Genomic DNA, 18,543 nt, shown 5'->3' with positions numbered 1-18,543 from the left:
CGCCGCGTGCGACCGGCCTCCACGCCGATTTCGGCGTAGAGTTTTCCTTGAGGCCGCAACGAGGTTGCCGATGAACATGCCCGCCGAAAACATCGCCCGGCTGCGCGAGAGCTTCTACAAGCGCATTTCGAGCCGGCATCTGAAGCCCTTGTGGGAAGTGCTGCACTCCCTCGTGCCGGAGTGTCCGCAGCCCAAATGCGTCCCCGTCCTGTGGAAGTACGCCGACCTGCGCGGTCCGCTGCTCGAGGCGGGCGAGCTGATTTCGGCGAAGGAAGCCACTCGCCGCGTCCTCATCCTGGAAAACCCCGCATTCGCGGGCGAATCGAAGATCACGAACTCGCTTTACGCCGGTGTGCAGTTGCTGAATCCGGGGGAAGTCGCGCCCGCCCATCGTCACACCCAGTCGGCGCTGCGATTCGTGCTCGAAGGCGCAGGCGCCTTCACGGCGGTCGATGGTGAACGGGCCTACATGCAACCCGGCGATCTGATCCTCACGCCTTCGTGGACCTATCACGATCACGGCAGCGAAATCGCCGAGCCCGTGATGTGGCTGGACGGACTCGACATTCCGATCCTGCAACTCTTCGACGCCGGCTTCTGCGAAAACCTGGCGGAAGACCAGCAACAGCTCGCGCGCCCCGCCGGCGATGCGCTGGCGCGATATGGCGCCAACATGCTGCCGGTGGACTACAAGCCGAAGTCACTGACGTCGCCCGTGTTCGCTTATCCGTATGCGCGTTCACGCGAAGCGCTCGAGAAGCTGTCGAAGGGATCGCCGGTCGATGCGTGCCACGGGTTCAAGATGCGCTTCATCAATCCCGCGACGGGCGGGCATGCCATGCCGACGATCGCAACCTTCATGCAGTTGCTGCCGAAAGGCTTTCGCGGCAACGCGTACCGCAGCACGGACGCCACGGTCTTCGTAGGCGTCGAAGGCAAGGGGCGCAGCCGTGTAGGCGACCAGACCTTCGAATGGGGTCCTCGTGATATTTTTGTCGTGCCGAGCTGGATGCCCTGCACGCACGAAACCGACGAGACGTCGGTCCTGTTCAGCTACTCGGATCGCGTGGTGCAGGAGCAGCTGGGACTGTGGCGCGAATCGCGCCCCTGAAATCCGCAACGAACTCCGCAACGCTTCCGGACCCAGCATGTCGTACGTCTTTTCGCCGCCCGCGCAGCCCGCGGTCGAAATCAAAGGGCGCCCCGAGCGCTTTCCCGTCAACCGGATCTTCTGCGTGGGACGCAACTACGCCGCGCATGCGCGCGAGATGGGATCCGATCCCGATCGCGAGCCGCCGTTCTTTTTCATGAAGCCAGCCGGCGCGATCGTTGCGAACAACGCCACGATTCCCTATCCGCCCCGCACGTCGAATCTTCAGCATGAGATCGAGCTCGTCATCGCGGTGGGCAAAGGCGGCAGCAGGATTTCCGCCGGATCAGCTTTGCAGCACGTCTTCGGCTACGCCGTCGGCAACGATCTCACTCGACGCGACCTGCAGTTCGAGGCCCGCGACAAGGGGCGGCCGTGGGACACAGGCAAAGCGTTCGAGCGATCCGCACCGATCACCGCGATCCACCCTGCCGAAGGCAAGGGCTTCGACAAGGGCCGCATCTGGCTCAAGGTGAATGGCGAGACACGCCAGGAAGCCGATGTTTCGCAGCTGATCTGGAACGTGTCCGAGATCATCGCGGAGCTGTCGACGCTGTTCGAGCTTGCGCCGGGTGATCTGATCTACACCGGCACCCCCGCCGGCGTCAGCGCCCTCAAGTCCGGCGATCGCATCGAAGGCGGAATCGACGGCCTCGACACTCTCATCACGACGATTGCGTGACGCCATGAAGCTCTACACGTACTTTCGCAGCTCCGCCGCATTCCGCGTGCGGATCGCTCTCAATCTCAAGGGCGTGAGCTACGAGCCGGTTTCGAAGGCGTTCGCGAAGAAGGAGCACCGGGCGCCCGACTATCTCGCGGTGAATCCGCAGGGACTGATCCCGGCGCTCGACGACGACGGCGCCGTGCTCTCGCAGTCAGTGGCGATCATGGAATACCTCGACGAGAAATATCCGAAGCCCGCGTTTCTCCCGGCCGACCCTGCAAGCCGGGCGCGAGTGCGCTCGATGGCGCTCGCGATCGCCTGCGACATCCATCCACTGAACAATCTGCGCGTCCTGAACTACCTGCGTAAAGAACTCGCACAGAACGACGATGGCGTGAACAAGTGGTACCGCCACTGGGTTACGGAAGGTTTCCGGGGCCTCGAGGTCCAGGCGCAAGAGTTCTCAGCCTCGAAGCGCTATTGCTTCGGCGACGCTGTTTCGCTCGCTGATATCTGCCTCGTGCCGCAGATGTACAACGCGCGCCGCTTCGAAACGGATCTGACTGCGTTCCCGACGCTCGTCGCGATCAGCACGCATCTGGAATCGATCGAAGCTTTCGACAAGGCAAAGCCGGAAGCACAGCCTGACGCTGCCTGAGCACAAGGGTTCACACAGAAACCACAGAGTTCACAGAGGGCCGGAAAAGAACGCCGTCCGGACTTCGGATTTTTCCGAACTCCGTGATCTCCGTGAACTCCGTGTGAAATCTCTGTCTTGTCCGTTCGGGTCCGAAAACGGCTAGTTCAACCCAGGCGCAGCGCGTATCGTCCATCCCATGGACGATATTCAAGGTCTGGATCGCACGGCGCTCGACCGGGCGCGCGTCAGTCGTGACCCGCGCTTCGACGGCAAATTCTTCATCGCGGTGAAAACGACCGGCATCTACTGCCGGCCGATCTGCCCTGCACCGAGCCCGAAAGGCACGAACATCGTCTACTACGCGTCGGCGGCAGCCGCCGCGGAAGCTGGCTTCCGCCCGTGCTTGCGCTGCAGGCCCGAAGCCGCGCCAGGAACGCCCGCATGGCTCGGTACGTCCGCAGTGGTTCGCCGCGCGTTGCGCATGATCCAGGATGGTGAGCTGGATCGGATTTCCGTCGATGCACTGGCGGACAAGATCGGCATCGGGTCGCGCCACCTGCATCGCCTGTTCACGCAGCACGTCGGCGCTTCGCCGATCGCAGTCGCTCAAACCCGGCGCCTGCATTTCGCGAAGCGTCTTCTCGATGAGACGCAGCTCCCGATCACCCAGATTGCGCTCGCGGCCGGCTTCGGCAGCCTGCGACGCTTCAACGATGCGTTCCAGAAAACCTATCAGCGATCGCCGCGCGATCTTCGCCGGTCGCGGCGCCCAGCGTCCGCAGCGGACGGCAATGAAGTGATACTGAGGCTCGCCTATCGCCCGCCATACGACTGGCAGCACGTCCGTGACTTTCTCGCGACGCGTGCGATCCCGGGCGTCGAGCGAATCAACGACGACGGCTACGCGCGCACTGTCGCTACAGAAAACGGACACGCTACTGTGGCGGTCCGCGCTCTCGATGGCACCGACGCACTCGAACTGCGGGTGAGCGGAGCCGCACCAGCGGCGCTGTTCCAGATCTCCTCGACGGCGAGGCGGATGTTCGACCTCGCTGCCGATCCATCACGGATCGCGGCAACGTTCCGTGGCGATTCATTGCTCGCGCCTCTCGCGAAAGTCCGGCCCGGCTTGCGCATTCCCGGCGCCTGGGACCCGTTCGAATGCGCAGTGCGCGCTGTGCTCGGCCAGCAAGTCAGTGTTGCGGCCGCTCGTACGCTGGCCGCGCGACTTGTGAATCGGGTTGGAAGAAGAGTTTCCGACGAAGCGGAGCTGTCGCACCTGTTCCCGTCCCCCGCGGAACTCGCCGCCGCGAATCTCGATGGCCTCGGCATCACGGGTGCACGCATCAAGGCTTTGCATGCGTTGTCGCGCGCAGTCGCGGACGGACAGGTCGATTTCCAGCATCCCGCGGAAGAAGTGATTCGCGCGCTCACAGCGCTGCCCGGCTTCGGCGCCTGGACTGCGCAATACATCGCGCTGCGTGCGCTCGGCGAACCCGACGGCTTCCCGACAGGTGATCTCGTGCTACGCCGGCTGGCGTCGGACGACGAAACGCCGCTGTCGATTCGCGCGCTCGAAGCACGCGCTGAACACTGGAGGCCGTGGCGCGGCTACGCAGTGATGCACTTGTGGAAGGCGGCGGGGGAAAAGAAGCGATGAGCGATGAGCTGTGAGCGATGAGCCAGAGTCGGAGGACGCTTCTGGCTCACAGCTCACAGCTCGTAGCTCACAGCTCGATCATCCCTTCGCCAGCAACTTCTCGGTCGCCGCGAGCAGCACAGACAGCACCACGCCTTCAGCGGCCTGCGCAACCTCTGCGAGATCCGGAAAGCTCGGTGCAATCCGGATCGTCCGATCGTGCGGATCATTACCGAGCGGATGTGTCGCGCCCGCCGGCGTCAGCTCGACGCCTGCTTCCTTCGCGAGTTTCACGACCTGCTTCGCGCAGCCATCCATCACATCGAGCGTGATGAAGTAGCCGCCCTTCGGCTTCGTCCAAGACGCAACACCCGTGCTGCCGAGGTGTTCGCCGAACGTTTCGAGCACCTTGTCGAACTTGGGAGCCATGATTGCGCGGTGCTTGTCCATCAGCGTCGCGACGCCGTCGGCGTTCTTCAGCAGCCGCAGATGACGCAGCTGATTGACCTTGTCGCCGCCGATCGTGCGCTTCTCGATCCGCTTCAGGTACCAGCTCACGTTGCCCTTCGAGCTCGCAAATACGCCGACGCCGGCACCTGCGAACGTGACCTTCGACGTCGAGCCGAAGATGAACGCACGATTGGGGTTGCCGTTGCGCGCACAGGCTTCATCGATGTTCGCGATCTCGATGCGCTCCGCCGTCAGGTGATGCACTGCGTATGCGTTGTCCCAGAACAGGCGGAAGTCACGCGCGGCCGTCTTCATTTTCGCGAGGCGCTCGATCGTTTCGTTCGAGTAGACCGTGCCGGTGGGGTTGCTGTACTTCGGCACGCACCAGATGCCCTTGATCTGCGCATCGCCCGCGACGAGCTTCTCGACGACATCCATGTCCGGGCCGCCTTCGTTCAGCGGCACCGCGATCATCTCGATGCCGAACTCCTGGCAGATCGAAAAATGCCGGTCGTAGCCCGGCACCGGGCAGAGGAACGCGATGCGCGATTCCTTCGACCAGGGCCGCTCGCTGTCGCAGTTGCCCTTCAGCATCGAGAAGGCCACGGAGTCGTGCATCAGCGAGAGGCTCGCGTTCTCGCCGACGATCACGCGATCGGCAGTCACGCCGAACACCGTTGCGAGCAACGACCGTAGTTCCGGCAGGCCAGCCAGCTCACCGTAGTTGCGGCAATCGATGTTGCCGGCCATGAAATCGCCGTTGCCCGGCAGCGAGAGCAGCTGGTTGCACAGATCGAGCTGGGCCGACGAAGGTTTGCCGCGCGTGAGGTTCAGTTTCACGCCGCGCTTGGCGAATGCGTCATAACGCTGGCGGATCTGGGCGTGGTAGCTGCGTAGGTCGTCGGCACTCAGGGAAGGAAGCTGCGGCATGTCATCCTCGGACACTGGGGCGGGGCAAAAAACGGCCCGCATTATCCGGGCTCGGCCCCCACCGCGCCACCGTCAGATCGACGCCGCGGCCTCCCGCTTCCAGGCGCTCAACGTCCACAGAAAGCTGCCGAAGTCCTGGATCGCGAACAGAACGGCCAACTGCCAGGGGATCATGTTCATCAGCCACAACGCCGCCATGACGGGCGGAACCAGCGGGCGGTCCAGCAGGGACGCGAAGACGAAGCCCTGTGCGTTCAGCCGGCCGCTGACGATGTAGAGCATCCCAAGTCCGCCCACGAGCAGGCCGACCAGCCGCAGATAGTTCGCCGCCTGCTCCGACAGTGCCGGCAACCTGAGCAGCGCCGCCGCGGTCTCCGGCGCCAGAAAAAGAACCAGGCTCTCGACGAGAATCAGCCACCCGAAGACTTCGACCGTCTTCGCGGCACGTCCCTGTCCCTGTGCACTCAGCATGCGCTGCAGCATTTCGTTGAAGGAAGGCATGCGGGCTCCTGATGCGCCACAATTGCTGCTCCACGATGAGCGGGCCCGAAGTCCGCTGCAATGGATCGAAGGGACGAGCCGCTTCTCCGCCGGAGCCCATGAAATGACCGGATTCAGCCAACGCATCCGTCCGCATGTCGACGCCGAACTCGCCGCCGCGACAAAGGACGAGGCAGCGGGTCGACCGCACGATGCGTTCAGGCATCTCGAGCGCGCCCACGTTCTCGGCCAGGCATCGACGGCGCAACACGTCCGCGTGCACTGGGAGATGTTCCGTTGGGGATGGCGCCAGCGTGACCTTGGCGAATGTGCGGGGCAGTTGCTGCGGATCGCGGGTGCCGCGACCAAGACGGCCATCGGCCTCGTCCCCCATGGGAACACCGGCGGCGCGAACATCAGTCCCTTCAAACGCCTGCCGGTGTCGCCCGAGCTCGAACGAGTGATTCAGTCGGCCCGCACCGACCGATCCTGACAATGCTCTTCAGACTCCTGGCGGACGGTGTTCTCGTCGTCCATCTGGCCTTCGTCCTCTTCGTCGCGCTCGGTGGCTTCCTCGTTCTGCGCTGGCCATCCGTCGCATGGCTGCACGTGCCCGCTGCCTGCTGGGGCGCTTACATCGAGTTCAGCGGCCGCATCTGCCCGCTCACCCCACTTGAGAATTCTTTTCGCGAACGCGGTGGCGAGGCCGGCTACAGCGGCGGATTCATCGATCACTACATCACGGCGCTGATTTATCCAGAAGGACTGACGCGGACGGCGCAGATGATGATCGGCACCGCAGTCGTGGTGCTGAATGTCGGGCTTTACGCGTGGGCGTACTGGAAGAAGAGAGGCCAGCTAGCCGGCTAGCCACTAGCAGGTAGCCAGAGTTCAGAGAAGACCCATTCCTCTTCTGGCGAATGGCTAGCTGGCTAGTGGCTAGCCGGCTCGTTACGATCCCCTCATGAGTAACTCGCCCTCGATCCTCATCGTCGGTGCCGGCGCCATCGGTGCTCTCTACGGTTCCGCGCTTTCGCGTAGCGGTGCTCGTGTCGGCGTCGTCTGCCGTTCCGATTTCGAACAGGTGCAACGTGACGGCTATCGGATCGCGAGTAAGTTGCTCGGCGATCACGTGTTTCGTCCGCATGCCGTTCTGCGGGACGTCGCCGCGTGCGCGACGCCGCCCGACTATCTGATCCTGACGGTGAAGGTGCTGCCGGGCGTCGACCGGGCCGCGCTGATCCGCCCGGCGGTCGGACCCGGCACGGTGATCGTGCTGATCGAGAACGGCATCGACATCGAACCTGAGATCACAGCAGCGTTTCCCGACAATGAGCTGCTGAGCGCGCTCGCGTTCGTCATGGTGAGCCGCACCGCGAGCGGCGAGATTCATCACCAGTCGCTGGGGTCGCTCGCGATGGGCCGCTACCCGGCTGGCGCAACGCCTGCGGGTGAGCGACTGGTATCGCTGCTCAAGGCGGGCCAGATCGAGTGCCGGCTGACCGACAACGTCGTTGCCGCGCGCTGGCAGAAAGCGGTCTGGAACGCTGTGTTCAATCCGATTTCGATTCTGGGCGGCGTACTCGACACTGAAGCGATGCTGCGGACGGAAGCCGATCAGGCATTCATCCGCAAGGCGATGAACGAAGTCTGTGCAGTGGCCGCCGCTGACGGTCACCCGATGAATCCGAAGCTGGTTGACCGCATGATCGCGGACACGCGCGCGTTGCCCGGCTACAAGACGAGCATGGCGCTCGACTACGAGAACGGGCGGCCGATGGAGATCGAAGCGATCCTCGGTAACGTAGTGCGCGCGGGACAGAGACTCAATGTGCCGATTCCGGCACTCGAGTCGGTGTACGCCGTGGCGAAGATGGTGGAAGGCAAACGCGCGTGACGAGTGACGGACCGACGCTCGCAGACGCCGGCCCATCACTCGCCACTACCTCGACGAATCAGGATCGTCGCGATCCTGAAATCACATCAGCCCTGATCAGCCTTGCGGCTTGAGGGAGATGTTGTTCTTCACGCTCTTGACGCCGTTGATGCTGCGCGCCACTTCCGCAGCCTTGGCCTTTTCATCGGCCGTGGCAACGAAGCCGCTCAACTCCACGACGCCGCTGTTCACTTCCACGTTCACGTCAGAAGCGGTACCGAGACCCGCCTTGCCGGCGATCTCGCCCTTCACCTTCGCCGCGATGACCGTGTCATCGACTGCTTCGCCGGTGGAACGGTTCGGATCGCGGATCGACAGGTTGTTCTTCACCGACTTCACGCCTTCGACGTTCTTCGCGGTGGTTTCGGCTGCAGCCTTGGCTGTCGCGGAATCGACGAAGCCGTTCAATTGCACGACGCCGTCCTTCGTCTCGACGTTGATCTGACGGGCCTTGGTCTGATCGTTGCTGATCAGTGCGGACTTCACGCTGCCCGTGATGGTCGAATCGCTCTTGCCGGCATTGTCCGCGAGCACGCTCGCCGAGCCGAGTGCGAGACTGACGCCAAGCATCAACGCTGGAAATTTGCGCATACATGTCACCTTGCTGTGTACTGAATTGACGGCGATGTAATGCCGCCCTGCACAGCGAGGTTCCGGAAACGCGCGCGAGTTCATTCACCGCACGAATATTGCGGCGAGCGTGGGAACTTCGAGGGGAACTCGACCGTATGCGGATCGAGTCGGATTCAACCTACAGCGCCGCCTGTCAGCGCTGCGCGGCGATCACGCAGCGGGTGCTGCTTTCTTCTTTGCCTTCGGCGGCTGCTTGACCGCGTGCAGCACGTTGTCAGCGACGCGGGACATCCAGCCGCCGGAGTACAGCATCATCTTCAGTTGATGCAGCAACACCTGGCCGGGGCCCTCGACCGCGAGGCGGCAGTCTTCCTCGATCTTGCAGTTCTGCATTTCAAAGAGGCCCGAGCCTTCGATGATCAGCGTCGAATCCTTGAAGTGACACTCCGTGAACGACTTGTTGTCGAGCACGACCCGCTGACCGTTGAATGCCTTGCCGCGTACTGCCTTCATTTCGTAATTCTCGCCCGAAGGGGATCTTTTTGCCTGGGCGCGATCTTAGCAAAGGCGCGGCGAGTAACGCTCCCCGAGTCGCCTGACAAGGGAAGCGCTGACGGGGTCAGCTTCAATGGGTTAACTTGCCGGCGCGCCGTCAATCACCCGAGGTCGCTTATGTCGAGAGCTCCGACGATCCTTCTTGCCCTGCTGGCAAGCACCGGTGTCTGCCTGGCCGATGCGCCGCGGTCGCCCACGCCCAAGTCCGTGGATGGGCCGCTCAAGGTCAATGAGATCGCTACGGGCCTCAAATCCCCCTGGGGTTTGGCCCTACTGCCGGACGGGCGGATGCTCGTCACGGAGCGCGGCGGTCAACTCAGGATCGTCGCGAAGGACGGCAAGGTCTCGGCCCCGCTGGGCGGCGTCCCGGCGGTCGCGGCAAAGGGCCAGGGGGGCCTGCTGGATGTGACGCTGAGCCCCTCGTTCGCGACGGACAATCTCATCTACCTGTCTTACTCCGAGCCCGGCGAGGACGGCACCGCGGGGACGTCGGTCGCTCGCGCTCGCCTCGGCGACACGGCGATCGATTCGCTGCAGGTGATCTGGCGCCAGACGCCGAAGACCTCCGGTCCGAACCACTTCGGATCGCGTATCGTCTTCCGCAACGACGGCACGCTCTTCATCACGACCGGCGATCGCTTCACGGAACGTCCCAAGGTCCAGGACTTGTCGACCACCATCGGCAAGGTCGTCCGGATCAATGCGGACGGCAGCATTCCGGCTGACAATCCCTTCGTGAACCGCGGCGGCGCGCGCCCGGAGATCTGGTCGTACGGCCATCGCAATTCCCAGGCCGCAGCCCTGCGATCCGACGGCACGCTGTGGACGGTGGAGCATGGCGCGAAAGGCGGCGACGAACTGAATCATCCCGAAGCCGGCAAGAACTACGGCTGGCCCGTCATCACCTACGGTGTCGACTACTCCGGCGTGAAGATCGGCGAGGGCACCGAGAAAGCCGGGATGGAGCAACCGGTCTACTACTGGGATCCCGTGATCGCCCCGTCAGGTGCCGCGTTCTACAGCGGCAAAGCGTTCCCGCAGTGGGAAGGTCAGCTGTTCGTGGGCTCGATGAATCCGGGCGGACTCGTGCGACTCGAGCTCGTCGACGGCAAGGTCGCGAGCGAAACGCGCTACCTGGGCGAACGCAACGAACGCATTCGCGACGTCCAGGTCGGCGCCGACGGCTACTTCTACCTGATCACGGACAATCCGACGGCGGGGAAGCTGCTGCAGGTGGTGCCGAAGTAGCAGCCGCCTGGTGCAGTCTTCAGAAAAACAAAAGGTAGGAAGACCACGCTCTTCCTACCCCAGTTGCAAGAGATAGCTCCGGACTTTTCTGGGCGGGCCTGGCCGCATGCGGCCGGCTTCGCTTCTTGTTGCGATCCAAGGCTCATCGGCAGCCTTGAGGATTTCTCCGGTTACCTCTGACTCAATCACCCCTGAGCTCACTTGCCCTTCTTCGGTCGAGCGCGCGTTTTGTTCTTGGCACTCTTTTTGGCAACGACAGCGGATCGTTTTCGTCCTGCCGTCTTTGCCTTGGCCTTCGCTTTCACCGACCGGCCACGGACTGTACTCGCTTTGCTGGTGGAACGCTTAGTGGTTTTTTTACCGCTTTTTTTGGCGACCCGTTTTGGGGCAGCCGTTGACTTCTTCTCGGCCGGCTTCGCTTTTGCAGCCGGTTTTTTCGCTGCCGGCTTCTTCGCCGCCGCTTTCTTTCGCGGTGGCGGCGCTTCAGCTTCGACTGCCAGCTCCATCTGCGGATGCGCAGCGGCTTGCGCGAGATCGTTCTTCAGGACGTGCACAGCGAAGGCTGCTCCGTGCGCGTCGACGAACTGCGCGATCCAGTCGCCGCCCGGAACTTCCATCGGACCGTTGATCAGCGTGCCGCCGGCCTTCTTCGCGACCTGCGCGACCTTGTCCAGGTCTTTCCCGCGGATGTAACCGAGCCACGCGGAAGGCCCCGGCATGGCGGCAGGCTTGTCGAAGGCGCCGCCCAGGTCGCGGCCGTTGCGGCTGAAGACGTAGTAGAACCCGAGCGGTCCCATGTCATGGGCAGCGCTGCGTTCCCAGCCAAACAACGTGCAGTAGAAATCGAGCGCAGCCTTCGCATCGGTGCTCGCGAGCTCCATCCACGAGAACTGACCGCGCCTTGGATCCTTCTCGCGCTGATGCGGCGGCGGCGATGCATAGACCGCGAACGTCGCACCCTGAGGATCGCTCAGGATCGCGTAACGCGCGCCGTTGGGAATGTCGGTCGGCTCTTTGGTGACCGTCGCGCCCAACTCCGTTGCCTGGGCTACGGTCGCATCGACATCCGCAGTCCCGATGTAGTGAATCCACTGCGGCTCATCGCCCTCGCTCGCGACAGTTGCCGCGATCGGTTCACCGCCGCCGGAGAGCAGCGTGTAGGAAGTATCCCGTTCCCAAGGCTGCGCTTTCCAGCCCACCACGCGTTGATAGAACGCATGCGATTCGCCTGCATTGGGTGTCTTCAGCTCATGCCAGACGAAGCGTCCGCGCAGCGATTGATCGGCCATACCGTTTCCCCTTCGAAAAAATGGCAGTGGAGGTCGCCTTGCTTGAGCGGCCGAGCATACTCCCGGCCCGCTCGCAAAGTTAAGTCACGCCGCTAGCGGAAAATCTGCACCAGACAGCGATGGCTCCTTTGGCCTATCGACCGTGGGCGTCGCCGGCACTGACACTGGCCTCGCACACCATTCCAACAATGACCGAGGTGTCCGATGACCCAGTCGTGCAGCGCCGCCGAGGTGACCGCCGTCGTGAGCGGACTCGAAGGCCACCAGGACTTTCTGCTCGCAGCTCAGAGCTTCTACGCACAGGACATCGTCTGGGTTGCACCGGCGAGGGGAATCCGTGTCGTCGGCCGTGAAGCGGTCATCGCTCATCAGCAACGGGAAGCCGCGAGCATGTGGAATCCCGAGTTCACGTTCCTCCGCCGCAGCAACAACGAGCGGCAGATCATCGATGAGTTCGCCGTGCGCTTCGTCTGCACCGGAAACACGATCGACTCCGCCCCGGTTCGCAACGGCGACCTCGTCGAACTGAAGCGACTGCGGATCCTGGAAGTCCAGAGCGGGCGCGTGGTCCACGAGACGTGCATTGAGAACTGGACGGTGCTGGAAACGGTGGAGTGAGAGGAGCCAGCTAGCTTGCTAGCCGGCTAGCCGGCTGACCTCCCCCCTTTCGTCATGGCTCCCCGCCTCCCCGCCTCCTGGCTCCTCCGGCTGATGTGGCAGCCCCGACCGATCCCGAGAATGGCGTCATCGGCTGCTGTTCACTTATTTCTTTCATCCCGGAGTTTTCATGAAGAAGCGAATCATCTGCGGCTCTGCCGCCATCCTCCTGACCGGCCTGAGTGCCGCGATGTTCTCGGCGGCTGCGTCCCGCTCCCATGAGCAGGCCGCGCCTGCCATCGAGACGCCGCGCCAGGTCATTGAAACCGTCGTGGTCGAGCGCGGGCGTTACCTCGCCCGCACCGCCGGCTGCAACGATTGCCACACGCCCGGCTATGCCGGGTCGGGCGGCGCGGTTCCCGAGACCAACTGGCTCGTGGGTGACTCGATCGGCTGGCAGGGCGCCTGGGGCACGACCTATCCGATCAATCTGCGCCTGTTCATGCAGCAGCTCACGCCGGAACAATGGCTGATCGTGGCGCGCAAGCCGGCCCGTCCGCCGATGCCCTGGTTCGCGCTCCGTGACATGACCGACCAGGACCTCCTGGCGATCTATCACTACGTCCGCTCGCTCGGCCCCGCCGGCGAAGCTGCTCCGTCCTACCTGCCGCCCGGCGAAGTCTCCGCGACGCCCGTGGTCAAGTTTCCCGGCTGATGGGCGATCCAAAGATGTTCATCAAGAATCTGATCCTGGTCGGCGCCGCCGGCCTGATGGCTTCGCAGGTCTCCGTGTCGGTGGCACCCCTGAGCCAGGGGACGCCTGTCCGTCTGCAGGCCTCGTCCATCGAAGGCGGCTGGCACAGCGGCCGCATGCATCTCGACGACCAGAAGTGCTGGATGGTGAAGCTCGACAAGCCCACCCGCGACAACTACACGATGCTCGCGCTGATCGTCGTCACGCAGTTGCAGACCAGCAAGGGCGGGACATGGACGCCGGTCGCGCTCGGCCCGGTTTTGAAGGCTCAGCCCGCCGTCTGCAGCGAGTACGCCGCGGACTGACGCTTCGCGCGATATTCCGCAAAAGTTTGCGATGAGGTACAACAGCAGCCTCACAAGGGGCCGCGCAAGAGCGTGATCGACCAATAATGAACCCAGACTGCCCGTCCGTTTCCCGCCGCACCGTCGTCGGATACCTAGCGACAGTCCTGCTGTCGGTCGCAGCGCCTCCTGCGATCGCCGCCGAACCGGGGGATGGTCCGGTCCAGATCTGGTTCATTCGCCACGCCGAGAGCGAGCTCAACGTCGACACGATCGCTCATGATGCGCGCGACGAAGGCGTGACCTACCCCCTCACGCGAACCGGCGTACTGCAGGCAACCGCGCTCGCGGAAGCCACGGCGAATGTGCCGGTCACGACGATCTACACCAGCACCCGGATTCGCGCGATCCAGACGGCGGACGCACTCGCGTTCAAACATGGACTGAACGTCAAGCTCGCTCCTGAAGCCGCCGAGATCGACCTCGGCATTCCGCTCGATTCACCGGACTGGCGCCAGCTCTATCGCGGCCTGGCGACTCGCTGGGTGATCGACAAGGATCTCGCGGCCCGGATCGGCGAAGGCGAGAGCTTCGCCGACGTGCAGCGGCGCTTCCTGCCTTTCGTGCGCGAACTGATGAACCGGCATGCCGATGACACCGGCGTCGTCGTCGTCGTTTCGCACGGCGCCACGCTCGGATTGCTCGTGCCCGTCCTGGCCCCCAACGTGCCGGGGGACCTTTCCCTGCGCCGCCCGCTCTCGAATACCAGCATCATCAAGACCGAGCTGCGCGACGGCAAACTCTTCTGCATCGAGTGGGCCGGCCTCGCGAGCGGCGAGTTCGGCGAATAACGCCGCGGGCTGACCGCCCGCCGACTCCACCGTACAATCCCTCTCAAGCGAGCGCAGGACCACTGACGCTCCACCGGACACGGGGGATGAATGGCCAAGTTGTTCTGGATCGCTGTTGCGCTCATCGGCGCATTCGCCGTCGGCGGCATTGCCCTGCATCGGGGTGAGACCATCAATGCGATGTGGATCGTGGTCGCGGCGGTCTGCGTCTACGCCATCGGCTACCGCTTCTACAGCGCATGGGTCGCGGCGAAAGTCCTCTGCGTGGACGCGAACCGCGCCACTCCCGCGATCCGGCTCAACAACGGACGCGACTTCGTCCCGACGCATCGCTGGATCGTGTTCGGCCATCACTTCGCGGCCATTGCGGGGCCCGGGCCTCTGATCGGTCCGACTCTGGCCGCGCAATTTGGTTATCTCCCAGGCACGTTGTGGATCCTCGTCGGCGCCGTGCTCGGCGGCTGCGTCCAGGACATGACGATCCTGTTCCTGTCCACGCGTCGCAACGGTCGCAGTCTGGGCCAGATGGCGCGCGACGAGCTCGGCCCGATCGGCGGTTACGCCGCGATCATCGGGACGCTCGTGATCATGGTCATCCTGATCGCGGTGCTCGGACTCGTCGTCGTCAACGCGATGAAGCACAGCCCCTGGGCCACCTCCACCGTGTTCGCGACGATTCCGATCGCGGTCCTCGTCGGTCTCTACCTGCGCAACATCCGCCCAGGCCGTGTGCTCGAAGGCTCTGTCATCGGCGTCGCTCTGCTGCTCGCCGCAGTGGTGGGCGGCGGCCTGCTGAATGAACACGAGACGCTGCGGGCCTACTTCGATCTGGACGGCAAGGCTCTCGCGGCATTCGTCATCGGGTACGGCTTCATCGCCGCTGTCCTGCCTGTGTGGCTGCTGCTTGCGCCCCGAGACTATCTCTCGACGTTCCTCAAGCTGGGCACCGTCCTGCTGCTCGCATTCGCGGTCATCCTGATGCGGCCCGACCTGAAGATGCCGGCTGTCACTCAATTCATCGACGGCACGGGTCCGATCTTCGGCGGTTCGCTCTTCCCGTTCGTGTTCATCACCGTCGCGTGCGGCGCGATCTCCGGTTTCCATGCGCTCGTCTCGAGCGGCACGACGCCGAAGCTGATCGGCAACGAGACCGATGTCCGGCTGATCGGCTACGGCAGCATGATGCTCGAGTCCTGCGTGGCGATCATGGCGATGATCGCTGCCACGCTGCTCGATCCCGGCGTCTACTTCGCGATCAACAGCGCGCCCGGCGTTGTCGGCGCGACGGCGGAAGCCGCTGTCACTACGATCAGCAGCTGGGGATTCCCCGTAACCGTCGAGCAGATGCATGCACTCGCCGCCGAGATGGGCGAGTCGACGCTGTTCGCTCGCACTGGCGGCGCGCCGTCGCTCGCAGTCGGCATGGCCAGCATCTTCTCGTCCGCGTTCGGGCAGAGCATGCTCGCGCTCTGGTATCACTTCGCGATCATGTTCGAGGCCGTGTTCATCCTCACGACGCTCGATGCAGGCACGCGCGTCGGCCGCTTCATGGTCCAGGACGTCCTCGGTCACTTCTCGAAGCGGCTCGGCGAGACATCGTCCTATCCGTCGATCCTGCTGTCCAGCGGCCTCGTCGTCGCCGGATGGGGCTACTTCCTCTACATCGGCGTCGTCGATCCGAACGGCGGCATCAACATTCTCTGGCCGCTGTTCGGCATCGCGAATCAGCTGCTCGCCGGCATCGCGCTGTGTGTCGCGACCGGCATCCTCATCAAGCAGGGCCAGATGCGATATGCGTGGGTGACGGGCGTGCCGTTGCTCTGGCTCGCCATCATCACGACGACGGCGACGTGGGAAAAGATCGTCTCCAGCGATCCGCGCATCGGCTTCCTCGCCTCGGCGGATTCGCTCGCCGGCAAACTTGCGTCGGGCGCGCTCTCTCCTGAACAAGCCGCCGTCGCACCGCAGCTCATCTTCAATCAGCGGCTGGATGCGGTGCTCGCGATCGTACTGACGCTGATCCTGTGGATCGTGATCGCCGACACGTTGCGAGTAGCACGGCGCGTGAAGCTGGGCTTGCCCGTGCTGCCGACCTCGGAAGCGCCCGCTACACCCGCGGAGGCACGCGCATGAGCGCGCTCGTCAGATCGTTCTGGGATTTCGTCCGCGAGCTCGCGACAGACAATGCGTATGAGCGCTATCTCACCCATCATCGCGAAGCGCATGCGAACGTCGCGCCGCTGACGCGGCGCGCGTTCTATCTGAAGGAACAGCAGCGGAAGTGGAGCGGAGTCCAGCGCTGCTGCTGACCCATCACACGACTATGCCCTGCTTCACCACCGGCAGGGTACGCAGACGCTTCTTGTTCGCTGCGTAGATTGCGTTGCAGATCGCCGGCGCGACGAGCGCAACCACCGGCTCACCCATACCGCCGGGCTTCTCGTTACTCTCGAGCAGATAGACTTCGACGGCAGGCACCTCGTTGATCCGCATCAACCGGTAGTCGTTGAAGTTCTGTTCGGCGACCTTGCCGCCGGCAATGTTGATGTCGTCGTAGAGCGCCGCGGTCAGTCCGAAGATGATGCTGCCTTCGGCCTGGGCGCGCACGATGTCCGGGTTCACCATCTGACCGCAATCGATCGCGCACACGATCTTGTGAACCTGCAGCTTGTTGCCGGCCATGGAGACCTCGGCAACCATCGCCAGGTAAGTGTCGTAGCCTGACATCAGCGCGATGCCCTGATGGCGGCCTTCAGCGACACGACCCCACTGCGCCTTCTTCGCGGTGGCGTCGAGCACTGCCTGCCAGCGCGGCTGCTTCTCCAGCAGGTCATGCCGGAACTGATAGGGATCCTTCCCTGCTGCAACAGCGACTTCATCCATGAAGCTTTCCACTGTGAAGCAGTTCAGCGCGTGGCTGACCGAGCGCCAGTAGCCGACGTCGATACCGATCTCGTGCTGGACGTAATCGACGCGCACATTCGCCGCGGCGTACGGATAGTTGTGAGCCGCTTCGATGGCGAAAGGATCGACGATGTCCTTCACCACCGCGGGAGCCCAGCGCGAAGTGATCGACGGTGCGACGAGCTGCAGCTTGAACGTCGTGAGATTACCCTGCGAATCGAGGGCTGCCGAACATGAGTTGCGGGCGGGCGGCCGATATTTGTCGTGCGTCGTGTCGTCTTCACGCGTCCACAACAGCTTGACGGGCTTGCCCGCTGCCTTCGCGCATTCGACAGCCGGCGGAATGAAGTCCACATCGAGACGACGTCCGAAGCCGCCGCCAAGGAAAGTCGTATGCACGAGTACTTTCTCTGGCGGCAAACCCGCGGTCTGAGCCGCGACGGCTTGCGCCAACTGCTGAACCTGCGTCGGCGCGTAGACATGGCAATTGCCGTCCTTGAACTCGACTGTGCAGTTCTGCGGCTCGAGGGTCGCGTGAGCCAGCATCGGCAATTCGTACACCGCGTCGACGCGCTTCACGGCGCCGCGCAACCCCATCTGCGCATCGCCTTCGTTACGAACTTCCTTTCCCTGGCCCGCCGCGGCGGTCTTGAGACCCGCATAGATAGCCGCGTTGCTGAGCTTCGCGTTGGGTCCGGATTTCCACTTGATCGCAACGGCGTCGCGGGCGGTCTTCGCCTGCCACCAGGAGTCGGCGATGACAGCGACACCCGCGGACGTCTGCACGACGTGCTTCACGCCGGGCAGGGTCTTCGCTTTCTCGGCATCGAAGCTCTCGACCGTGGCGCCCAACTCCGGAGCCTGGGCAAGTGCCGCGTACAGCATCTCGGGCAGTCGCACGTCGATACCGAACTGCGCTGAGCCATCGACCTTGGAAGGTGTATCGAGCCGCTTCTGCGGCTTGCCGATGAACCGATACTGGTCCTTCGCGATCGGCGTGATCGTCTCGGGCTTCGGCAGTGCCGCTGCCGCCTCGGCGAGTTCTCCGAAGGAAGCGCGGCGCGAGGTGAAGACGACGTATCCGTCGGCGACACTGCATCGCGACGCCGGGACTCCCCAGTTGCTTGCAGCAACGGTAGCCAAGCGCGTGCGCGCTTCGGCACCAGCCATTCGCAGCTTTTCCCAGGCGTCACGCACGCTCGTGCTGCCGCCGGTGACTTGCGCACCGAGCAGACTGTTGACGTACGCGGCGCCGGGCGGCGCGAACTCGATGCGAATGCTTTCCGGACTCACGCCGAGCTCTTCAGCGATCAGGGTCGGCAATGCCGTGTAGACGCCCTGTCCCATTTCCGACCGATCGCACAGCACGGTGATGGCGCCGTCCGTGCCGATACGCAGCCACGCATTGGCTTCGATGATCTTGGCGGGGCCTGCATTCTTCGCAGCGTTCTCGGTCTTGCTGCAGCCCGGCAAATACATCGCGATGACGAGGCCGCCGGATGCAGCGGCAATCGACTTCAGGAAGTTCCGACGCGAGGCATCGGTGCCCTTCTGATCGCGGCTCTCTCCGAGCGGATCGATTTGCGGATTGAGCAT

The 18,543-nt window shown here is 63.7% G+C and carries 20 protein-coding genes; 14 read left to right on the top strand and 6 right to left on the bottom strand.

Annotated features, from left to right (window positions below; genetic code table 11):
• The first annotated feature begins 70 nt into the window (after positions 1 to 70).
• The 4 genes from gtdA (at position 71) to HNQ60_RS16645 (ending at position 4,117) form a co-directional block, all read left to right on the top strand.
• On the top strand, positions 71 to 1,111 hold the full coding sequence (gene gtdA, locus HNQ60_RS16660; protein ID WP_246433662.1) for a gentisate 1,2-dioxygenase: 1,041 nt from the start codon (positions 71 to 73) through the stop codon (positions 1,109 to 1,111).
• Between the two features lie 37 nt (positions 1,112 to 1,148).
• A complete protein-coding gene (locus HNQ60_RS16655; protein WP_184333899.1) occupies positions 1,149 to 1,832 on the top strand; it encodes a fumarylacetoacetate hydrolase family protein in 684 nt (227 codons plus the stop codon).
• A gap of 4 nt (positions 1,833 to 1,836) precedes the next feature.
• A complete protein-coding gene (gene maiA / locus HNQ60_RS16650; protein ID WP_184333898.1) occupies positions 1,837 to 2,475 on the top strand; it encodes a maleylacetoacetate isomerase in 639 nt (212 codons plus the stop codon).
• A gap of 178 nt (positions 2,476 to 2,653) precedes the next feature.
• A complete protein-coding gene (locus tag HNQ60_RS16645) occupies positions 2,654 to 4,117 on the top strand; it encodes a DNA-3-methyladenine glycosylase 2 (protein ID WP_184333897.1) in 1,464 nt (487 codons plus the stop codon).
• A 78-nt stretch (positions 4,118 to 4,195) separates the two neighbouring features.
• On the opposite strand, the gene HNQ60_RS16640 is transcribed toward HNQ60_RS16645, so the two are convergent.
• On the bottom strand, positions 4,196 to 5,476 hold the full coding sequence (locus HNQ60_RS16640) for an aminotransferase class I/II-fold pyridoxal phosphate-dependent enzyme (protein WP_184333896.1): 1,281 nt from the start codon (positions 5,474 to 5,476) through the stop codon (positions 4,196 to 4,198).
• Between the two features lie 72 nt (positions 5,477 to 5,548).
• Positions 5,549 to 5,977 carry a hypothetical protein gene (locus HNQ60_RS16635; protein ID WP_184333895.1) on the bottom strand — a complete coding sequence of 143 codons (429 nt, stop codon included), beginning with the start codon at positions 5,975 to 5,977 and terminating at the stop codon, positions 5,549 to 5,551.
• Here HNQ60_RS16635 and HNQ60_RS16630 point away from each other — a divergent pair.
• From HNQ60_RS16630 to HNQ60_RS16620, 3 genes are all read left to right on the top strand, one after another.
• A complete protein-coding gene (locus HNQ60_RS16630; RefSeq protein ID WP_221304249.1) occupies positions 5,976 to 6,449 on the top strand; it encodes a DUF3703 domain-containing protein in 474 nt (157 codons plus the stop codon). The genes HNQ60_RS16635 and HNQ60_RS16630 overlap by 2 nt on opposite strands.
• Positions 6,450 to 6,451: 2 nt before the next feature.
• On the top strand, positions 6,452 to 6,826 hold the full coding sequence (locus HNQ60_RS16625) for a DUF2784 domain-containing protein (protein ID WP_184333894.1): 375 nt from the start codon (positions 6,452 to 6,454) through the stop codon (positions 6,824 to 6,826).
• Positions 6,827 to 6,920: 94 nt separating this feature from the next.
• The gene (locus HNQ60_RS16620) at positions 6,921 to 7,853 is read left to right on the top strand and encodes a ketopantoate reductase family protein (RefSeq protein WP_184333893.1); all 933 of its coding nucleotides are present in this window, start codon (positions 6,921 to 6,923) and stop codon (positions 7,851 to 7,853) included.
• A gap of 96 nt (positions 7,854 to 7,949) precedes the next feature.
• Here HNQ60_RS16620 and HNQ60_RS16615 read toward each other — a convergent pair whose 3' ends face one another.
• Positions 7,950 to 8,483 carry a BON domain-containing protein gene (locus tag HNQ60_RS16615; protein WP_184333892.1) on the bottom strand — a complete coding sequence of 178 codons (534 nt, stop codon included), beginning with the start codon at positions 8,481 to 8,483 and terminating at the stop codon, positions 7,950 to 7,952.
• A 192-nt stretch (positions 8,484 to 8,675) separates the two neighbouring features.
• The gene (locus tag HNQ60_RS16610) at positions 8,676 to 8,978 is read right to left on the bottom strand and encodes a hypothetical protein (RefSeq protein ID WP_184333891.1); all 303 of its coding nucleotides are present in this window, start codon (positions 8,976 to 8,978) and stop codon (positions 8,676 to 8,678) included.
• 159 nt (positions 8,979 to 9,137) lie between these two features.
• On the opposite strand from HNQ60_RS16610, the gene HNQ60_RS16605 reads away from it, so the two are divergent.
• Positions 9,138 to 10,268, top strand: coding sequence for a PQQ-dependent sugar dehydrogenase (locus tag HNQ60_RS16605; RefSeq protein ID WP_184333890.1), 1,131 nt, complete (start codon positions 9,138 to 9,140; stop codon positions 10,266 to 10,268).
• Between the two features lie 197 nt (positions 10,269 to 10,465).
• Here the strand turns inward: HNQ60_RS16605 and HNQ60_RS16600 are convergent, their stop codons facing one another.
• Positions 10,466 to 11,557: a VOC family protein gene (locus tag HNQ60_RS16600; protein ID WP_184333889.1), complete on the bottom strand. Its 1,092-nt coding sequence runs from the start codon at positions 11,555 to 11,557 to the stop codon at positions 10,466 to 10,468.
• A gap of 204 nt (positions 11,558 to 11,761) precedes the next feature.
• Between HNQ60_RS16600 and HNQ60_RS16595 the strand changes: the two genes are divergently transcribed.
• The 6 genes from HNQ60_RS16595 to HNQ60_RS16570 all read left to right on the top strand — a co-directional run bounded on the left by HNQ60_RS16595 (position 11,762) and on the right by HNQ60_RS16570 (position 16,352).
• Positions 11,762 to 12,175: a hypothetical protein gene (locus HNQ60_RS16595; RefSeq protein ID WP_184333888.1), complete on the top strand. Its 414-nt coding sequence runs from the start codon at positions 11,762 to 11,764 to the stop codon at positions 12,173 to 12,175.
• Between the two features lie 169 nt (positions 12,176 to 12,344).
• Positions 12,345 to 12,869, top strand: a complete 525-nt coding sequence (locus HNQ60_RS16590) for a c-type cytochrome (RefSeq protein ID WP_221304248.1) — start codon at positions 12,345 to 12,347, stop codon at positions 12,867 to 12,869.
• Positions 12,870 to 12,883: 14 nt separating this feature from the next.
• On the top strand, positions 12,884 to 13,213 hold the full coding sequence (locus HNQ60_RS16585) for a hypothetical protein (RefSeq protein ID WP_184333887.1): 330 nt from the start codon (positions 12,884 to 12,886) through the stop codon (positions 13,211 to 13,213).
• 86 nt (positions 13,214 to 13,299) lie between these two features.
• Positions 13,300 to 14,043, top strand: a complete 744-nt coding sequence (locus HNQ60_RS16580; RefSeq protein WP_184333886.1) for a histidine phosphatase family protein — start codon at positions 13,300 to 13,302, stop codon at positions 14,041 to 14,043.
• 90 nt (positions 14,044 to 14,133) lie between these two features.
• On the top strand, positions 14,134 to 16,176 hold the full coding sequence (locus tag HNQ60_RS16575) for a carbon starvation CstA family protein (protein ID WP_184333885.1): 2,043 nt from the start codon (positions 14,134 to 14,136) through the stop codon (positions 16,174 to 16,176).
• A complete protein-coding gene (locus HNQ60_RS16570; protein ID WP_184333884.1) occupies positions 16,173 to 16,352 on the top strand; it encodes a CstA-like transporter-associated (seleno)protein in 180 nt (59 codons plus the stop codon). Before HNQ60_RS16575 ends, HNQ60_RS16570 begins: the two co-directional genes overlap by 4 nt.
• Before the next feature lie 4 nt (positions 16,353 to 16,356).
• Here HNQ60_RS16570 and HNQ60_RS16565 read toward each other — a convergent pair whose 3' ends face one another.
• Positions 16,357 to 18,543, bottom strand: coding sequence for a xanthine dehydrogenase family protein molybdopterin-binding subunit (locus tag HNQ60_RS16565; RefSeq protein ID WP_184333883.1), 2,187 nt, complete (start codon positions 18,541 to 18,543; stop codon positions 16,357 to 16,359).

The sequence above is a fragment of the Povalibacter uvarum genome, from assembly GCF_014202975.1.
Lineage (GTDB): Bacteria > Pseudomonadota > Gammaproteobacteria > Steroidobacterales > Steroidobacteraceae > Steroidobacter > Steroidobacter uvarum.
The sequence above is the reverse complement of the archived record's forward strand: the minus strand, read 5'-3'. Positions and strand labels throughout refer to the sequence as shown.